We start from the raw sequence: 15,523 nt of genomic DNA on the forward strand, positions 1-15,523 counted from the left end.
TATCAGGACACTACAGGTTTCTTATGATCGCTCGCCTATTCAAGCCTACTTCCACCCTTCTAAAAACCCTGCAAATTCATCCTTATACTGCTCGGTTACAGGTATCATAAAATCGCCTATGTAAACGGCATTTTTGGTAACCGCGGTGATTTTTTTGAGCGATACGATGAACGATTTATGTATACGCATAAACTTTCCTGCAGGCAGTTTTTCTTCGAGCGCCTTTAACGTAATTAGCGAAAGCATACTGCGCTCGGGGTTAACCAGGTGCAGTTTAGCGTAATCTTTAAGACCTTCGATGTAAGTAATATTACTGCAAGCTACCTTAACAGTTTGAAACTCTACTTTGAGGTAGATAAATTCTTCTTCCTGTGTGGGTGCAGGTGTTGAAATAGCTACATCGGAGCGGCCATTATTTTTGAGTTGTGCCCATTTAAGTGCTTTGTTGGCTGCCCTTATAAATTCTTCGTAGCCAAATGGTTTCAGCAGGTAGTCTGTAGCTTCCAGTTTATAACCTTCGAGTGCAAACTGATCAAAAGCAGTTGTAAAAATAATAGCGGGCGATTGTGCTGCGTTTCGGCCCGATAGTATGCGAGCCAACTCAACGCCGCTCAAATCGGGCATCTGTATATCCAGCAGCAGTACATCAACGGGGTTATCGTTCATAAAACGCAGAGCCTCTATAGCGTTCGAAAAGCTGCCCGCAAGTTTTAAAAAAGGCGTTTGCTCTACAAATCGGCAAAGCAGGTTCAGCGCCGGTGGTTCGTCGTCAATGGCTATGCAATTTAAAATCATACTACTAAAGTTAATTTAACCTCGTACACTGCCGGGTTAAGCATACCGGCGCTTAATGTATACTTACCGGGGTAAAGTAATTGCAGGCGGCGCGTTGTGTTTTGAATACCAATGCCGTTGCTTTCATCTTCGGCGGCACGTTTGCTTTCATAAACGGTGTTTTTTACCAACAGCTCTACCTTACCCTCGCCCTGCAAAATTTCTATATATATAAAACCCTCGTGCATACTGCTAATACCGTGTTTAAAGGCATTCTCTACAAAGGGCAAAAATATCATGGGCGCTATCATGGCCTCGTGCACAAATTCGGGCACCTTAAGGGTAACCGTAGTTTTATTGCTGATGCGTAACTTCATGAGTGCCGTATATTCCTGAATAAATGCTACTTCTTTGCTCAATGGCGTTTGCCCTCCTGATGAATCATACAACACGTAACGCATCATTTTCGAAAGGTTGGTGATAGCAGTGCGCGCCACATCGCCGTCTGACAGGGTATAGGAATAAATATTATTGAGCGTGTTAAAAAAGAAATGCGGATTGATTTGCGCTTTGAGCATGGTAAGCTCGGCAGTTACTTTTTCCTGCTCCAATTGCTGCCTTAGCTGTACCTCCTGCTGCCATTTTTGTATAAAGCTGATGGTGATGCCCAAGCCAACCATTAACAAATTAAGGCCCGGTACAAAGGTATCAAAGTGCCCCCTTCGATCAGGGTGCCCCCCTCTTTCGCCGGGGAAATGCGGCTTCCTGAAAAACAGCTCGAGCTTAAATACCGAATTAATGAGGCTGCTAAAATATGTTACCGCAACTATTACGGTAACGATAATCAATATGTAGGTAAATACCTTTTTCTGGATTAAAAACCGCGGAATGAGCAGGTAATAGTTTAAGTAGAACACGCCCATCAGGATGACTAATAAGATGGTTTGCCTCGTCCAAAAGGTTTTAGGAATGGGGGCATCCCACCTGCCGGGATGATTATATAGTACACCTACGGCTAAAATAAGCCAGCATAAAATATGTACCAGTATATATATGTTGCTCTTGTTAAGTGCTTTCATTTCGTAATAATTAACAGGCAATGATAAATATACAAATTCAAACGGTATATGCTTATCGGCATTAACCCGTTATCAATCGACCAAATGCTGCTTTTTACCGATGACACCTGTTTTAACACTTTTTAACAACTAAAATCGCTGTTAAACGGCCTGTTGTCGATTACTTACGGGCTATGGTCTATTGCGTTTTTTTAGTAAACCAAAAGGCTGTCTATTTGAAGTGTACGGTTACTCAACCACTTTAAAACAAACAGACATGTTACGCAGATTTCTATTTATCGCCTTTCTTTTTTTAGCCCACGCCGGTTTTGCACAACAAGCCCGCACCGTAAGCGGCATCGTTAAAGACACCACCGGCGCAGCCTTGCCGGGCAGCACCGTAAAACTAATTATGGCTAATGATAGTGTTACATCTGTAACCAATGCCACAGGTGCCTTTAGCTTTGCTAATATTAAAGCCACTGCTTTTACTTTACATATTACCTCTATCGGTTTTCAGGGTATACGTAACCAGTATAATGGTGGCGAGAGTGCGTTGGGCACGTTTACGCTTAAAAATGAATCGACCTTGCTGGGTGCCGTTGTAGTAAATGCCGTAATACCGGTAAAAATTAAAGGCGATACCACCGAGTTTAGCGCCAGCGCCTACAAAGTGCGCGATGGTGCCCCGGCCGAAGATATGCTGCGAAAACTACCTGGTGTTGATGTGGATAAAAGCGGCAACGTAACCGCACAAGGTAAAAGTGTAACTAAAGTACGCGTAAATGGTAAAGACTTTTTTGGTGGCGATTTAAAAACAGCCACCCAAAACCTGCCTGCCAACATCATTCAAAACATGCAGCTGATTGACGATTACGGCGATCAGGCCAACCTTACCGGCGTTAAAACCGGCGAACCCGAAAAAATACTGAACATCACCATCCGTCCCGATAAAAACTATGGATACTTTGGGCAGGCTACATTGGGCGATGGTTCGGATGCGCAGAATGCCCTGGTGGGTAATGGCGAAGCTAACCGTTACGTGGCCTCAGGCTCATTGTTCAGTTTTAACGGCGACAGGCAAATTGCCGGTTTGGCCAACTTTAATAATACCAATAGCAGCTTGTTCAGCTTTGGTTCGGGCGGGCCGCGCGGCGGTGGCCCGGGCGGAGGTGGCGGTCGTCAGGGTGGGGCAAATACCACAGCCAGCAGCGATGGTATAACCATAGCCCGCTCATTAGGCTTAAACTACCGCGACCAGTGGGGCAAAAAAATATCGGCCTATGGCAGCTACAGTTTTTCGGATAATACGGTGAATACTTTAAGTTCAACTACGCAAACCAATATATCTACAACATCGCCCAGTGTTAACAGCCTGAGCAATAATCAAACCGACGGCCGGATTAACCACCGTTTTAACTTTAACATTGAGTATAAAATTGATACGATGAACTACCTCAAGTTTATCCCTTCATTCTCATACGCAGGCGTAAACACCGATTTATCGCAAACCAGCAGTTTAGTGCGTAATGGCTCAGTGGCTAATGATTATTCTTTGTTATCAACCTTAAACTCATCGGCACCAAATGTGGGTGGCAATGTATTGTACAATCACAAATTCAATAACAAAGGGCGTAACTTTAGTATTAATGCCAGTGCAGGTTCAACCCGGTTAACGCAAACTCAAAACCCGGTTTACAATTACACAGCAGGTACAGCCTCGGCACCGTTAGACCAACTCATTAGTACCCGTGTAAAATTGGATAGCGTGGGTACAACGCTGTCTTACCTCGAGCCTTTGAGCAAACGCTCATTCCTGGAATTGAACTATGCTTATCACTATGCCCATACCACGTCAGATAAATCGACAGATACTCTTACAACGGCCGGTACCCGTAACCGCTATAGCTTGTTGAGTAATGATTATGAGTTTAACTTTATTACCAACCGCGTGGGCTTAAACTACCGTTTTATTGAGAGCAAATATAATTACACATTGGGTTTGGCCGTGCAACCTTCCTTGCTTACCGGTAATTCACCATCAACCAGGGTTAACACACGTATATCTACCTTAAATTTTGCGCCAACTGCCCGGTTTATTTACAATGCATCGCGCAGCCAGTCGTTCAGCTTTAATTATAACGGAGCCAGCAATCAGCCTACCTACTCAACGCTGCAACCGGTTATCGATTTTTCGAACGCGCTATACCCAACACAGGGCAATGCCGATTTAAAACCCGAGTTTAACAACAATGTATCGTTGCGGTATAACAAGTTCGATTTCCAGTCGGGTAATGTTTTTTTCACCAATTTATCGTTTACCAAAACAGATAACAAAATTGTTGCAAACACCATAAACTACCCTACTACCTACACACCAAACAGCAAACTGGCAGGTACCATATTAACTCAGTATTTAAATGCCGATGGCTTTTACTCGGCACAAGGCGGCTACTCATTTGCAAAGCCATGGCAGCAACGCCGCTACACGTTAATGTTTAATGGTAACGTGAGCTATAATAACAATATATCATACATCAGCAACGTGGCACCAACCACTTATGCAATGACTACCCAAAAGAACATTGGCAAAAGCTTAACATTTACCCAGGGCACTAAGTTCCGTACCGATATAACTGATATTATTGATGCCGAACTGAATGCAAGTTATAGCATTACCAAAACAAACAACTCACTCACACAGAATAATATAAATAACAATTTCCGTACGTTTGCATTAGGTTTAACCGGTAAAAACTATTTTGGCCCAACATGGACTTTAAGCTACGATTTTACCCGCAGCATGTACTACGGCTACACCGGGTCAACCAATCCAAACATCCTGAATACCTATATTGAAAAGAAGTTTTTAAAGCAAAATGTTGGCTCCTTACGCCTGTCGGCATTTGATTTATTTAACCAGAATACCGGCTTCAGCAACACCGCAACCAGTAGCTACGTAACCGAAACACAGAGCAATCGTTTGGGCCGTTACTTCCTGCTCACATTTACTTTAAGGTTACAAAATTTTGCCGGTGGCAAGCGTCCAACGCCACCTCGCGATGGTGGCGGTCAACCTCCTTTTGGTGGCATGGGTGGCCTCGGTAGCATGAATTAGAAAATAATAATTCTTATTTAGACTGATTCTTATTAGATTTGTATGTCGGTATTAATGTGCCGACGTACAAATCTCAAATCTTACCGGTTTTTAAATGAAAAAACTATTATTAGCCACGCTCACTACACTCGCATCTCTTGGTGCAATGGCGCAAAATAACGTATTGCTAACCCAGCCGTTTTGGCAAGGCCAGCCCAGTGTTGAGCAGGTTAAGGCCGAAATTGCCAAAGGCGCTAATCCATCGCAGTTTAATGGTAATAGCTTCGACCCTGTAGTTATGGCCATTAATGCCAAAGCTCCAAACGAAACCATTAAATACCTTATCGATCAGCCCGGTAACGATGTTAACAAGCTGACCCACGATGGCCGTATTTATTTGCATTGGGCGGCCAATAGCAACAACCCCGAAATTATGGAATACGTAATTTCAAAAGGTTCCAAATTAGATTTAATGGATAGCCATGGCACTACCCCGCTGTTGTTTGCAGCATCGGCAGGTCAGCAAAACACTAAAATATATGATGTGTTACTTGCCCATGGCGATAACCTGAAAAAGAACGTAAATGGTGCCGGTGCTAATGCTTTGTTAGTAGCCATTGCAAATGATAAGGAGCTTGTGCTTACCAATTACTTTGTATCAAAAGGCTTGGATATTAAATCGACAGATGCTGCCGGTAACAACGCTTTTGATTATGCAGTACGCAGCGGTAACATCGAACTGCTGAAAACCTTACAGCAAAAAGGCTTAAAACCTGGCCCTAATGCTATGCTGCAAGCTGCACAAGCGGGTGGTGGCCGCCGTGGTGCTCCTGCTCCTCCTACTCCATTGTCATACTACCAATACCTGGAAAGCTTGGGTGTAAAAGCATCAGCTACTAACAAAACCGGCGAAAACGCGCTGCATTATCTTGCACGCCGCCCGGGTCAGGCCGAAACTATAGCTTACTTCATTAGCAAAGGAGCTAACGTTAACCAGCCCGACGAGGAAGGCAATACGCCATTTATGTACGCAGCTGCCAGCAACCGCGATACTGCAGTGATAACCGCCTTGCTTAAAGGTGTTAAAAACGTTAACTTAGGCAATGCCAAAGGCGAAACTGCTTTAGCTATGGCTGTACGCAGCAATTCGGCCGAAACGGTGAATTACCTGATTGCCAAAGGTGCTGATACAAAGGTACTGGACAAAAAAGGCAATAACCTGGCTTATTATCTTATGGAATCCTATCGCCCGGCTTTTGCTGGTCGTGGCGCACCGGGTGGCCCTGCTGCCGGTGATGATTTTGGTGCTAAAATGACTTTATTGAAAGATAAAGGCGTTAAACTAACTGCTCCTCAAAAAGATGGCAGCACATTATATCATTTGGCAGTAGCTAAAAACGATGTTGCCTTACTAAAACGTTTAGAGCCACTTGGCCTTGATGTAAATGCTAAAAATACCGAAGGCTTAACTGCTTTGCACAAAGCTGCGCTTATTGCAAAAGATGATGTGATGATGAAATATTTTATATCAATTGGCGCTAAAAAAGATGCGGTTACCAACTTTAAAGAGACCGCTTATGATTTAGCTGCCGAAAACGAATCACTCACCAAAAACAACGTATCTGTTACTTTCCTGAAATAATTAATATGTCTCGCTACTTTAAACTAATTGTTTTAACGGCCGTTTTGGCCTTTGCAGCTCAAAGTGCATCATTTGCTCAAATTAATAAATATAAATGTATGATCCAGATGTCGAACTATATGGGCGACGGAGCATACGTAGTTATATCACTCATTGACAGCAAGGGGGCTTACGAAAAAACGCTTTATGTATTAGGTTCTGACAAAAAATGGTACAACAGCCTTAAAGAATGGAATAAATTTTATAAAGCTAAACCTGCCAACATCAGTGCCATCACCGGTGCTTCGGTTACCGGTGGCGACCGCAGCGTAAACGTTATTGAAATTGAAGCTTCAAAAATTGATGCCGGTTATAAATTACGCTTTGAGAGCGCTGTTGAAGATAAAAAATACAATGTGAGCGACGTGGAAGTTCCGTTAACCACCGAAGGTTTGGGAGCCAAAACCGATGGTACCGGCTATATCCGTTACGTTCGTTTCAGCGCCAACTAAAGGCATTTAATCCACATGACAATTTCTGTTTGGAGATACAGCCACTTAGCCCTGGCTGTATCTTCTTTTTTATTGCTTACGCTACTATCGGTAACCGGTATTATACTGGCATTTGAACCTGTTAGTCAAAAAACACAATCGTACAAAGCCGATAACTTTAGCCAGATAACGCTGGCACAAACCCTGCCTGCCCTGCGCAAAGCCTACCCCGATATAAGCGAACTTACGGTAGATGCCAACCAGTTTGTTAAAATTAAAGCCAGCGATGCCGACGGCAAAAACCTTGATGCCTACGTTGACCCGCTTACCGGCAAGGTACTGGGCCTGCCCCAAAAGAAGAATGAGTTTTTTGAAACCGTAAAATCGTTGCACCGCTCGTTATTTTTGCACGAAGTTGGGCGGGCCATTATTGGCATTACGGCATTTTTGCTGATGCTGATTACCACATCGGGCATTGCGCTCATTATTCAGCGGCAGCGTGGCGTTAAGCACTTTTTTAAACGCATTGTACGCGATAGCTTTGCGCAGTATTACCACGTGGTATTGGGTCGATTATCGCTCATTCCTATTCTTATTATTGCACTTACGGGTACTTACCTGTCGTTGGCGAGGTTTAACTTTTTCGACACGAAAAAAGAAAGTACTAAGGTAGATTTCGACAAGATCAAATCGACACCCGAACGTAAGCCAACAGAAATAGAGATTTTCAGGAACACCAAACTTTCGGAAGTGGAGAGCATTGAATTTCCATTTTCGGAAGATGTAGAGGACTATTATACCATTAAACTCAACGATCGTGAAATTGCCGTAAATCAAATTACCGGCGATATACTTAGCGAGGTAAAATACCCCAAAGCGGTAGTTTACTCCAACCTAAGCCTCGATTTACATACCGGTCGCACCAATATGGTTTGGGCACTGGTACTTGCTGTTGCGGCAGCTAATATCCTGTTCTTTATTTACTCGGGATTTGCCATGACGCTTAAACGCCGGGTTAACCGGGTTGGTAACCAATTTAAGGCCGATGAAAGCAGCTACATCATACTCGTGGGGTCAGAAAACGGGAGCACCTACCGCTTTGCCAAAGCCGTGCACCAGCAACTGTTAAAACAGGGGCAAAAATCGTTTATTACCGAGCTTAATAATTACAAGGTTTTTCCAAAAGCGCAACACCTCATTGTTATTACCGCCACCTATGGTATTGGCGATGCGCCAACCAATGCTACTAAATTTGCATCATTGCTTAAAAAGCATCCGCAAGCGCAACAAGTTCATTATTCGGTACTGGGTTTTGGCTCACATGCCTACCCCGATTTTTGCCAGTTTGCGTTTGAGGCCAATAACCTGCTTTCGCAGCAAACCTGGGCTAAGCCACTGGTTGATATTCATACCGTTAACGACCGCTCGCCACAGGAGTTTGAGCTTTGGGCCGAGGCCTGGTCGCAGCAATCGGGCATTACGATCGAGACCCTGCCCGAATTAAGAACTGCCGAAAAACATAAATTGAGCACGTTCCTGGTAAGCTCAAATACCGCATCTGGTGCAGCAGAAGGCACATTCTCTGTTAGACTGAAAAGCAAGCGCAAGCAAAAAGTTACCTCGGGCGATTTACTGGCCATATACCCGGCCAATGACCACCGCGAACGGCTTTACTCCATAGGCGTAGTTAATAGCGAGATACAACTAAGTATACGCCTGCATGAAAATGGCCTGGGTTCGGGCTTTTTACATCGCTTGCAGGCGGGCGAATATGTACGTGCGCGCATTGTACAAAATGAGCACTTCCATTTCCCGGCTAAATCGCCCGAGGTGGTCATGATCTCGAATGGAACGGGCATAGCACCGTTTTTAGGCATGATTAACCAAAACCAGCGTAACGTACCCTGCCATTTGTATTGCGGTTTCCGCGAAAGTGCTTCAATTAAGGGTTATAAAAATGTGCTTGATGAAGGCAAAGCCGCAGGTAAACTGGTTCACCTCAAAATTGCACTATCACGCGAGGGCGAAAAACAATATGTAAGCGATTTAATAGCCCGCGATGCCGATTTTATGGCCAAAGTATTAAGCACCAAAGGCACCATTATGATATGCGGCTCATTAGCCATGCAAAAAGATGTAATGGACGTGCTGGATAGCATTTGCGAAGCTAAAACCGGCAAAGGCATCAGCTTTTATCAATCGCGCAACCAAATACTTACCGACTGCTACTAAAGCTTATAATTTGAATTTATTAACATCGATGTTTGGCGAGGTAACCACCTTGCCATCATCGGTTATCATAATACAGCTGTACTGCGGATATTTGCTCAGCAGCTTCAATCCCTTTTCACGGCCCAAAACCATTAGCGAAGTGCTGAATCCGTTGGCCTTTTCGGCACTTGGGCCAAACACGGTTACACTGCAAAGCCCGGTTACCGGGTATCCGGTGGCCGGGTTAATAATGTGGGCATACCGCTTTCCGTTAAACATCACAAACTTTTCGTAACTGCCCGATGTTACCACCGCGCCTTGCTTTAATGGTACCACAGCAAATATGGTGTCCTCACGCATAGGGTTGGTAATGCCTATGTTCCAGTCTTTGCCATCGGGTTGTTTACCCCAGGTTTGTATATCACCCGACCCATTTACTATTCCGGCTTTAATACCTCTCGCCACCATCATGTCCCGGCAGCGGTCGGCGGCATAGCCCTCCCCTAATGCACCGAAACCTATTTTCATGCCTTTATTTTTCAGGAAGATGGTAGAGTTTTTAGCATCGAGTATAATGTTGCAATATCCCACCTTTTCTACCGATTTCTTTACTGCTTCCGGCGAGGGCATCTCGGTCATGGAGCCATCAAACTTCCAAATCCTATCCATAGCGGCAAAACTTATATCAAAGCCTCCATTGGTAATTTTTGAAAGATGCAGGGCACGCTGTGCCAGCTTAAATACCTCGGGACTAACCTTTATGGCCTTAACCCCTGCATTGCTGTTTACCTGCCCTATTTGCGTTTCGTTTTTCCAGTCGGATATAAGGTTTTCGATGCGGGTTATTTCGGCAATGCAGGTATCGATGTTGCGCTCGGCGGTCAATGAGTCTTTGGCAACAATAGTTATATCGAACCGTGCTCCCATTAGTTTAGAGGTACGTTTACGCAACACCTGCGCCGAGGTGTTAAGGCTTACAAACACTAATAGCACGTAACCGAATTTTTTGAGGCAAAAATTGGGTAAAAAGAAAATTTTAAGCATAAATAACAGCCCTTATAAAAGCAAAAAAGACATGCAGTATTTTAAAACTGCATGTCTTTCAAAAATACAAATAATGGCTATTATTAGCTCAGGAATAATGGCACAATGTGACGCTCGTAAAGGTTAAGGGTTACGTTAGCGGCAACAATGTCTTTATACTTTTTAAGGGCAGCGTAGTAGCGGTCGCCGTTTTCGCCGGCTACTTTGTAGGCTACGTGCAGCATCTGGCGGAAATCGGGGTTAAAGTCAGGGTGCTTTTGATCGTGGCGCAGGCTATTGGCAAATTTATCGCCGCTCCAGCCTTGTACTTCTTCGGCAGTTGGTAAGCGGCTTTCTTTTACGTCAATTACCGTAGCGTAAGGCACACAAAGTTCATCAAAACGACCTAAAGCGTTGATATAGATCTCTTTTGCTAATTCTAAAGCTTCGTTACCAGCTTCGGCTAAACCAATCATTTCCTCTAACCAGGTAGTACCTGCAGTTTTAAGGTGGATGCCGGTATCATGTTTTTTAATCAGCTCAGCGATTGGCGCGTAAATAGAGAATTTATCGCTGCCTGAGTGTACGCTTAATTTCAGATTTTCGGGTAAGCCAAATTCTTTAATAGCCTCTCTGATCACCAAAATATCTTCTTCAAACTCTTTGGCAAACTGCTCCAAATTACCCACATAGTCAACGCCTTTGTTAAAACGGCCGGTAAATTTAGGGGCGATGGTTTGCGCTTTAATATCATTATCAGCAAGTGCACTCAGGATAAAAAACAGTTCCACAGGGGTTTGCGGATCATTCACCTCATCCATTGATACCTCAGCAATAAAGTTATTCTCACCTTTGCCTGCTGCAATGTGTTTGTATAATTTACCGGCCTCAATAGCGGCCAGCAGGAATTTACCGGCAATTTCGCGCAGCATTTCCTCAGTTATCTCAAATTGTTCTTCAATACCCGGTATTGAAAGGCTGCCAATGTATTTTTTGCGACGCTCAACAAAAGCTTCAATTTCAGCTTCGGGCGCAGGTTTACCTATATAATCGGCAACATCTAAAGTAAAGAAATCAGAGCTGGCAATAAAACTATCAACGGTAGCCAGGGTAATATGGTCGGCATCAACGCGATACGAGTCGGTCCAGCCCAAAGCTGCCACTGCTGCATCAGCTTCGGCACGTAACTCGGCAGGTTCAGTTTTAACGGTTTTATGTTCGCGGTTCGACTTGTTCCATATCGGAGTGATGCTCACGCCTTGCTCCTTAGCTTTAATCACAGCTTTTAACTGTGCCTCTCCCTGATGAGCAAAACGATCGCCCATGCCAAATGAGAATTTCTCTAATTTCATAGATTTTTTGTGTGTTTATGGTTCTTTGTTAAACGGAATAAATATATAAATCCATTTATTAAGAATTGATGCAATATTTACTTTTAATAAAAATAATTTAACAAAACATACATTTAATTAAAATCTCACTAAAAAGTTAAATATTCATTTGTTATGCTTTAAAATTTATACCTAACAAACGCTTCCATGGCTTCATATTCGGCCAGGCCAAGCTGGTTGTACTTATTAGCTGTATCGCGGTTACGGTCTTCGGCGCGTACCCAAAACTCGCGTGCATCATCACCAGGGAAAACCGGGGTATCTTTTTGAGACTGATGCTTGAATATAGCCTGACGTTTGCGCAATACTTCTTGCGGAGATAGTGGTACAGCCATTTCAATTTCGTGGGTTTCAAACTCATGCCATGCACCACGGTAAAGCCATAACCAGCAATCATTTACCCAGGTCTCAGTTTGCTTTAAGCGTTGCAGGGCGGTAAGTATGATATTAAAAGCAACAATGTGCGTACCATGCGGATCGGCAAAATCACCCGCGGCAAATACCTGGTGAGGTTTCACTTTTTGCAGCAGCTCCATGGTTAATCTTATATCTTCTTCGCCAACTGCGTTTTTCTTGGTTTTACCGGTTTCGTAAAAAGGCAAAGCCATAAAATGGATGTTACTATCAGGCAATCCGGCATAACGGGCACCAGCTATGGCTTCGGCTTTTCTGATAAAGCCTTTTACATTACGTATTTCCTGCGTATCAATCTGGTTTGGATGCTTTTGCCCCATAAATGAACGCATCGTATCATAAACACCTTTTAAATGAGTAGTATCATTACCAATGCTTTCGTTAAAGTCAATAGCAAATTCAACATAGCGTAGTACCTCATCATCCCATACAGCTGTATTGCCCGATGTTTGATAAGCTACGTGCACATCATGCCCCTGGTCAACCAAACGTATAAATGTACCTCCCATCGAAATAACATCATCATCAGGATGCGGTGAGAACACGATTGAGCGCTTTTTGGCAGGCTCGGCTCGCTCCGGGCGTTGGGTATCGTCGGCATTTGGTTTGCCGCCGGGCCAGCCGGTTATCGTATGTTGTATTTTATTAAAAATATCGATGTTAATATTGTATACAGGCCCCTGCTCAACCGCTAATTGCGCCATACCATGATTATTATAATCTTCTTCGGTAAGTTTAAGCACCGGCTTGTTTAACTCGCTGGCAAGCCAAATAACAGCTTTCTTTTTCAGTTTCTCGTCCCACACACAATCTTTAACCAACCAAGGTGTGTAAAAGCGGGTTAACTCTGATGCGGCATCAGCATCCAACACGAATTCTACATTATCTGATAGCTGCAGATAGGTAGCCGGTACTTCACCCGAAATTTCTCCCTCAACTGCTTTTTTAACGATAGGTGCTTTTTTGGCACTCCATGCCATGAGTACAATTTCGCGGGCTTTAAAAATGGTGCCTATACCCATGGTAATAGCTTTGGTAGGTACGTTTTCTTTACCACCAAAATCGCGCGATGCATCACTACGGGTCAAATCATCTAAAGTTACCAAACGGGTACCCGAGTTTGGCGCCGAACCCGGCTCATTAAAACCGATGTGACCTGTACGACCGATACCTAATATCTGTAAATCTAAACCACCAGCATCTTCTATCTGCTTTTCATAATTGATACAAAAGGCCGCTACATCTTCCTTTCTCAGGGTACCATCAGGTATGTGAATATTCTGGGCCGGAATGTCAATATGATCAAATAAGTTTTGGTGCATGAAAGTCACATAACTCTGCTCGGCATCATTTTGCATAGGAAAGTACTCATCAAGATTAAAAGTAATCACATGTTGAAAACTCAATCCTTCTTCCCTGTGCATGCGTACCAGCTCTTTGTAAACTGCTACCGGAGTTGCTCCTGTGGCCAGGCCTAAAACAGCTTTACTGCCATTAGCTTGTTTATTTCGAATTAGTTTAGCAATTCTTTGTGCTACTGCTACGCTTGCTGTTTGCGCATCAGGATAAATGGTTACCGGGAGTTTCTCGTAACGGGTTTCTTCAAGAAGGTTTAATCGTGCCATTTAGATGTAAGGGTTAATAATAAGAACTGATCTGTAAAATAATGTGAGGAAATGCAAAAATGCCCTACAACATTAGAAACGCACTGCCAGCATTTCAAATGCTAAAAAAACTAAAAATATACCATATAACCATTAAAAATATATTATCAATGCCACAAAACTCTTAAAAGATAATTTTAGAAAGTCCTCGGAAATAATATTTCACAAATGAAACACTATTTTTACATGACATTTAATTGACAATAACTTATTAGAATTATATTAGAACCATCGATTGGCATATAGGCCATCGATCTCTGATTAATGAAAAAAATTTACGTTTTAGTACTACTGGCATGTGCTGTTTTATTACAGTACTGCGCTACAAAAAAAGAATCTGCCAAAATAAAAGTTCCGGCAAAAATTACTTATGCTGCTAATATGCAGGGCGTTTTGCAAAACTCATGTTCGCCTTGCCATTTCCCGCCGCAGGGTAATAAAACACCTCTTAACACCTATGCTGCAGCTGTAAAAAATGTTGATGAGAGTATCCGTCGTATTAACCTTGAGCCGGGGCAGCGGGGCTTTATGCCTGCCCGCCACCCGAAACTGGCCGATTCGGTAATACAGGTGTTTGTAAAATGGAAGGCCGACGGCTTGCTGGAGAAGTAAAAGCAAACAGAATATTTACAAGTGCGGGTACTATGGTAAGCCTTAAAACGGCCAAACCATAGTGTCCTCTATTTGTTTAACAAGGCATAAACCCTCAAATTATGCCCGAATTAGCCCGCCGTTTCCCGGAGAATCCGCTTTTATCACCCAAAGATTTAAAGCCCAGCACCGAAGGCTTAACCATAGCCTGTTTGCTTAACCCAGGAGCTTTCAGATTTGATGGAAAAACGTGGTTGCTGGTACGTGTTGCCGAACGGCCCGAGCAAAGCGAAATACATGTATCGTTCCCGGTACTAACCGAGAGCGGCGGCATACAAATTATGGAAATTGCCCTGAACGATGCTGACCTGATTGCCACCGATGCACGGGTGGTACGTTACCAAGGGGTTGACTACCTTACTACCTTATCACACCTGCGACTGATTTGCAGCGACGATGGCATAAATTTTCATGAACCCGAAGACTACCCTAAACTTTTCGGGCAGGGTATTTTACAAACTTTTGGAATTGAGGATTGCCGGGTTACACAATTGGAACAGCAGTTTTACCTCACCTTTACTGCGGTTTCGGCCAGTGGTGTTGGAGTTGGCATGCGCAAAACAGCCGATTGGAAAAACTTTACCTCACACGGTATGATCTTGCCCCCGCATAATAAAGACTGCGCCATATTTGAGGAAAAGATAAACGGCAAGTACTACATGCTGCACCGTCCCAGCAGTGTTGATATTGGCGGCAACTTTATATGGATTGCCGAATCGCCAGATGGGGTGCATTGGGGAAATCATCAATGTATTGTTAGAACGCGCTTAGGTTATTGGGATAGTGGACGGGTTGGTGCAGGTGCCGCCCCTATTAAAACAGATGAGGGATGGCTGGAAATTTATCATGGTGCCACCAAAGAACACCGTTATTGTTTGGGTGCATTTTTGCTCGACCTTAATGACCCATCAAAAGTTATTGCCCGCAGCGAGGAGCCAATTATGGAACCTGTTGAACCTTACGAAACCAGCGGATTTTTTGGCCACGTGGTATTTACCAATGGCCACGTAGTTGATGGCGACCTGTTAACCATATACTATGGTGCTGCAGATGAGCATGTATGTGGTGCTCATTTTTCAATCAGTGAGATATTAGCTTCGTTAAAGCCTATATAATTAAAACCTACCT

Annotated in this window: 11 protein-coding genes; 6 read left to right on the plus strand and 5 right to left on the minus strand. The window is 43.6% G+C overall.

Going from position 1 to position 15,523, the window contains the following annotated elements:
• Positions 1 to 45: 45 nt before the first annotated feature.
• On the minus strand, positions 46 to 795 hold the full coding sequence (locus tag QE417_RS04955; RefSeq protein WP_311947921.1) for a LytR/AlgR family response regulator transcription factor: 750 nt from the start codon (positions 793 to 795) through the stop codon (positions 46 to 48).
• Positions 792 to 1,853: a sensor histidine kinase gene (locus QE417_RS04960; protein WP_311947923.1), complete on the minus strand. Its 1,062-nt coding sequence runs from the start codon at positions 1,851 to 1,853 to the stop codon at positions 792 to 794. The genes QE417_RS04955 and QE417_RS04960 overlap by 4 nt, the downstream gene beginning before the upstream one ends.
• A gap of 256 nt (positions 1,854 to 2,109) precedes the next feature.
• Here QE417_RS04960 and QE417_RS04965 point away from each other — a divergent pair, with 256 nt between their 5' ends.
• The 4 genes from QE417_RS04965 to QE417_RS04980 all read left to right on the plus strand — a co-directional run bounded on the left by QE417_RS04965 (position 2,110) and on the right by QE417_RS04980 (position 9,273).
• Entirely contained in the window at positions 2,110 to 4,950 is a 2,841-nt protein-coding gene (locus tag QE417_RS04965; protein ID WP_311947925.1) for an outer membrane beta-barrel protein, read from the plus strand.
• Between the two features lie 94 nt (positions 4,951 to 5,044).
• Complete coding sequence (locus QE417_RS04970) at positions 5,045 to 6,571, plus strand: ankyrin repeat domain-containing protein (RefSeq protein WP_311947927.1); 1,527 nt, start codon at positions 5,045 to 5,047, stop codon at positions 6,569 to 6,571.
• 5 nt (positions 6,572 to 6,576) lie between these two features.
• Positions 6,577 to 7,062: a DUF2271 domain-containing protein gene (locus QE417_RS04975; protein WP_311947929.1), complete on the plus strand. Its 486-nt coding sequence runs from the start codon at positions 6,577 to 6,579 to the stop codon at positions 7,060 to 7,062.
• Positions 7,063 to 7,077: 15 nt separating this feature from the next.
• On the plus strand, positions 7,078 to 9,273 hold the full coding sequence (locus QE417_RS04980) for a PepSY domain-containing protein (RefSeq protein WP_311947931.1): 2,196 nt from the start codon (positions 7,078 to 7,080) through the stop codon (positions 9,271 to 9,273).
• 3 nt (positions 9,274 to 9,276) lie between these two features.
• On the opposite strand, the gene QE417_RS04985 is transcribed toward QE417_RS04980, so the two are convergent.
• From QE417_RS04985 to nagB, 3 genes are all read right to left on the minus strand, one after another.
• On the minus strand, positions 9,277 to 10,296 hold the full coding sequence (locus QE417_RS04985; RefSeq protein ID WP_311947932.1) for an FAD:protein FMN transferase: 1,020 nt from the start codon (positions 10,294 to 10,296) through the stop codon (positions 9,277 to 9,279).
• Between the two features lie 83 nt (positions 10,297 to 10,379).
• Entirely contained in the window at positions 10,380 to 11,627 is a 1,248-nt protein-coding gene (locus QE417_RS04990; RefSeq protein WP_311947934.1) for a tagaturonate epimerase family protein, read from the minus strand.
• A 158-nt stretch (positions 11,628 to 11,785) separates the two neighbouring features.
• Positions 11,786 to 13,705, minus strand: coding sequence for a glucosamine-6-phosphate deaminase (nagB, locus tag QE417_RS04995; protein ID WP_311947935.1), 1,920 nt, complete (start codon positions 13,703 to 13,705; stop codon positions 11,786 to 11,788).
• Positions 13,706 to 14,008: 303 nt separating this feature from the next.
• Here nagB and QE417_RS05000 point away from each other — a divergent pair, with 303 nt between their 5' ends.
• Together QE417_RS05000 and QE417_RS05005 are read left to right on the plus strand one after the other, a co-directional pair.
• Entirely contained in the window at positions 14,009 to 14,356 is a 348-nt protein-coding gene (locus QE417_RS05000; RefSeq protein ID WP_311947937.1) for a hypothetical protein, read from the plus strand.
• A 101-nt stretch (positions 14,357 to 14,457) separates the two neighbouring features.
• A complete protein-coding gene (locus QE417_RS05005) occupies positions 14,458 to 15,510 on the plus strand; it encodes a glycoside hydrolase family 130 protein (protein ID WP_311947938.1) in 1,053 nt (350 codons plus the stop codon).
• The last annotated feature ends 13 nt before the right edge of the window (positions 15,511 to 15,523 follow it).

Source organism: Mucilaginibacter terrae (genome assembly GCF_031951985.1).
Lineage (GTDB): Bacteria > Bacteroidota > Bacteroidia > Sphingobacteriales > Sphingobacteriaceae > Mucilaginibacter > Mucilaginibacter terrae_A.

Excerpts from the sequence above, each read along its gene's own strand:
- QE417_RS04955 (WP_311947921.1), bottom strand. The coding sequence starts at position 795 with ATGATTTTAAATTGCATAGCCATTGACGACGAACCACCGGCGCTGAAC.
- QE417_RS04960 (WP_311947923.1), bottom strand. The coding sequence starts at position 1,853 with ATGAAAGCACTTAACAAGAGCAACATATATATACTGGTACATATTTTA.
- QE417_RS04965 (WP_311947925.1), top strand. The coding sequence starts at position 2,110 with ATGTTACGCAGATTTCTATTTATCGCCTTTCTTTTTTTAGCCCACGCC.
- QE417_RS04970 (WP_311947927.1), top strand. The coding sequence starts at position 5,045 with ATGAAAAAACTATTATTAGCCACGCTCACTACACTCGCATCTCTTGGT.
- QE417_RS04975 (WP_311947929.1), top strand. The coding sequence starts at position 6,577 with ATGTCTCGCTACTTTAAACTAATTGTTTTAACGGCCGTTTTGGCCTTT.
- QE417_RS04980 (WP_311947931.1), top strand. The coding sequence starts at position 7,078 with ATGACAATTTCTGTTTGGAGATACAGCCACTTAGCCCTGGCTGTATCT.
- QE417_RS04985 (WP_311947932.1), bottom strand. The coding sequence starts at position 10,296 with ATGCTTAAAATTTTCTTTTTACCCAATTTTTGCCTCAAAAAATTCGGT.
- QE417_RS04990 (WP_311947934.1), bottom strand. The coding sequence starts at position 11,627 with ATGAAATTAGAGAAATTCTCATTTGGCATGGGCGATCGTTTTGCTCAT.
- nagB (WP_311947935.1), bottom strand. The coding sequence starts at position 13,705 with ATGGCACGATTAAACCTTCTTGAAGAAACCCGTTACGAGAAACTCCCG.
- QE417_RS05000 (WP_311947937.1), top strand. The coding sequence starts at position 14,009 with ATGAAAAAAATTTACGTTTTAGTACTACTGGCATGTGCTGTTTTATTA.
- QE417_RS05005 (WP_311947938.1), top strand. The coding sequence starts at position 14,458 with ATGCCCGAATTAGCCCGCCGTTTCCCGGAGAATCCGCTTTTATCACCC.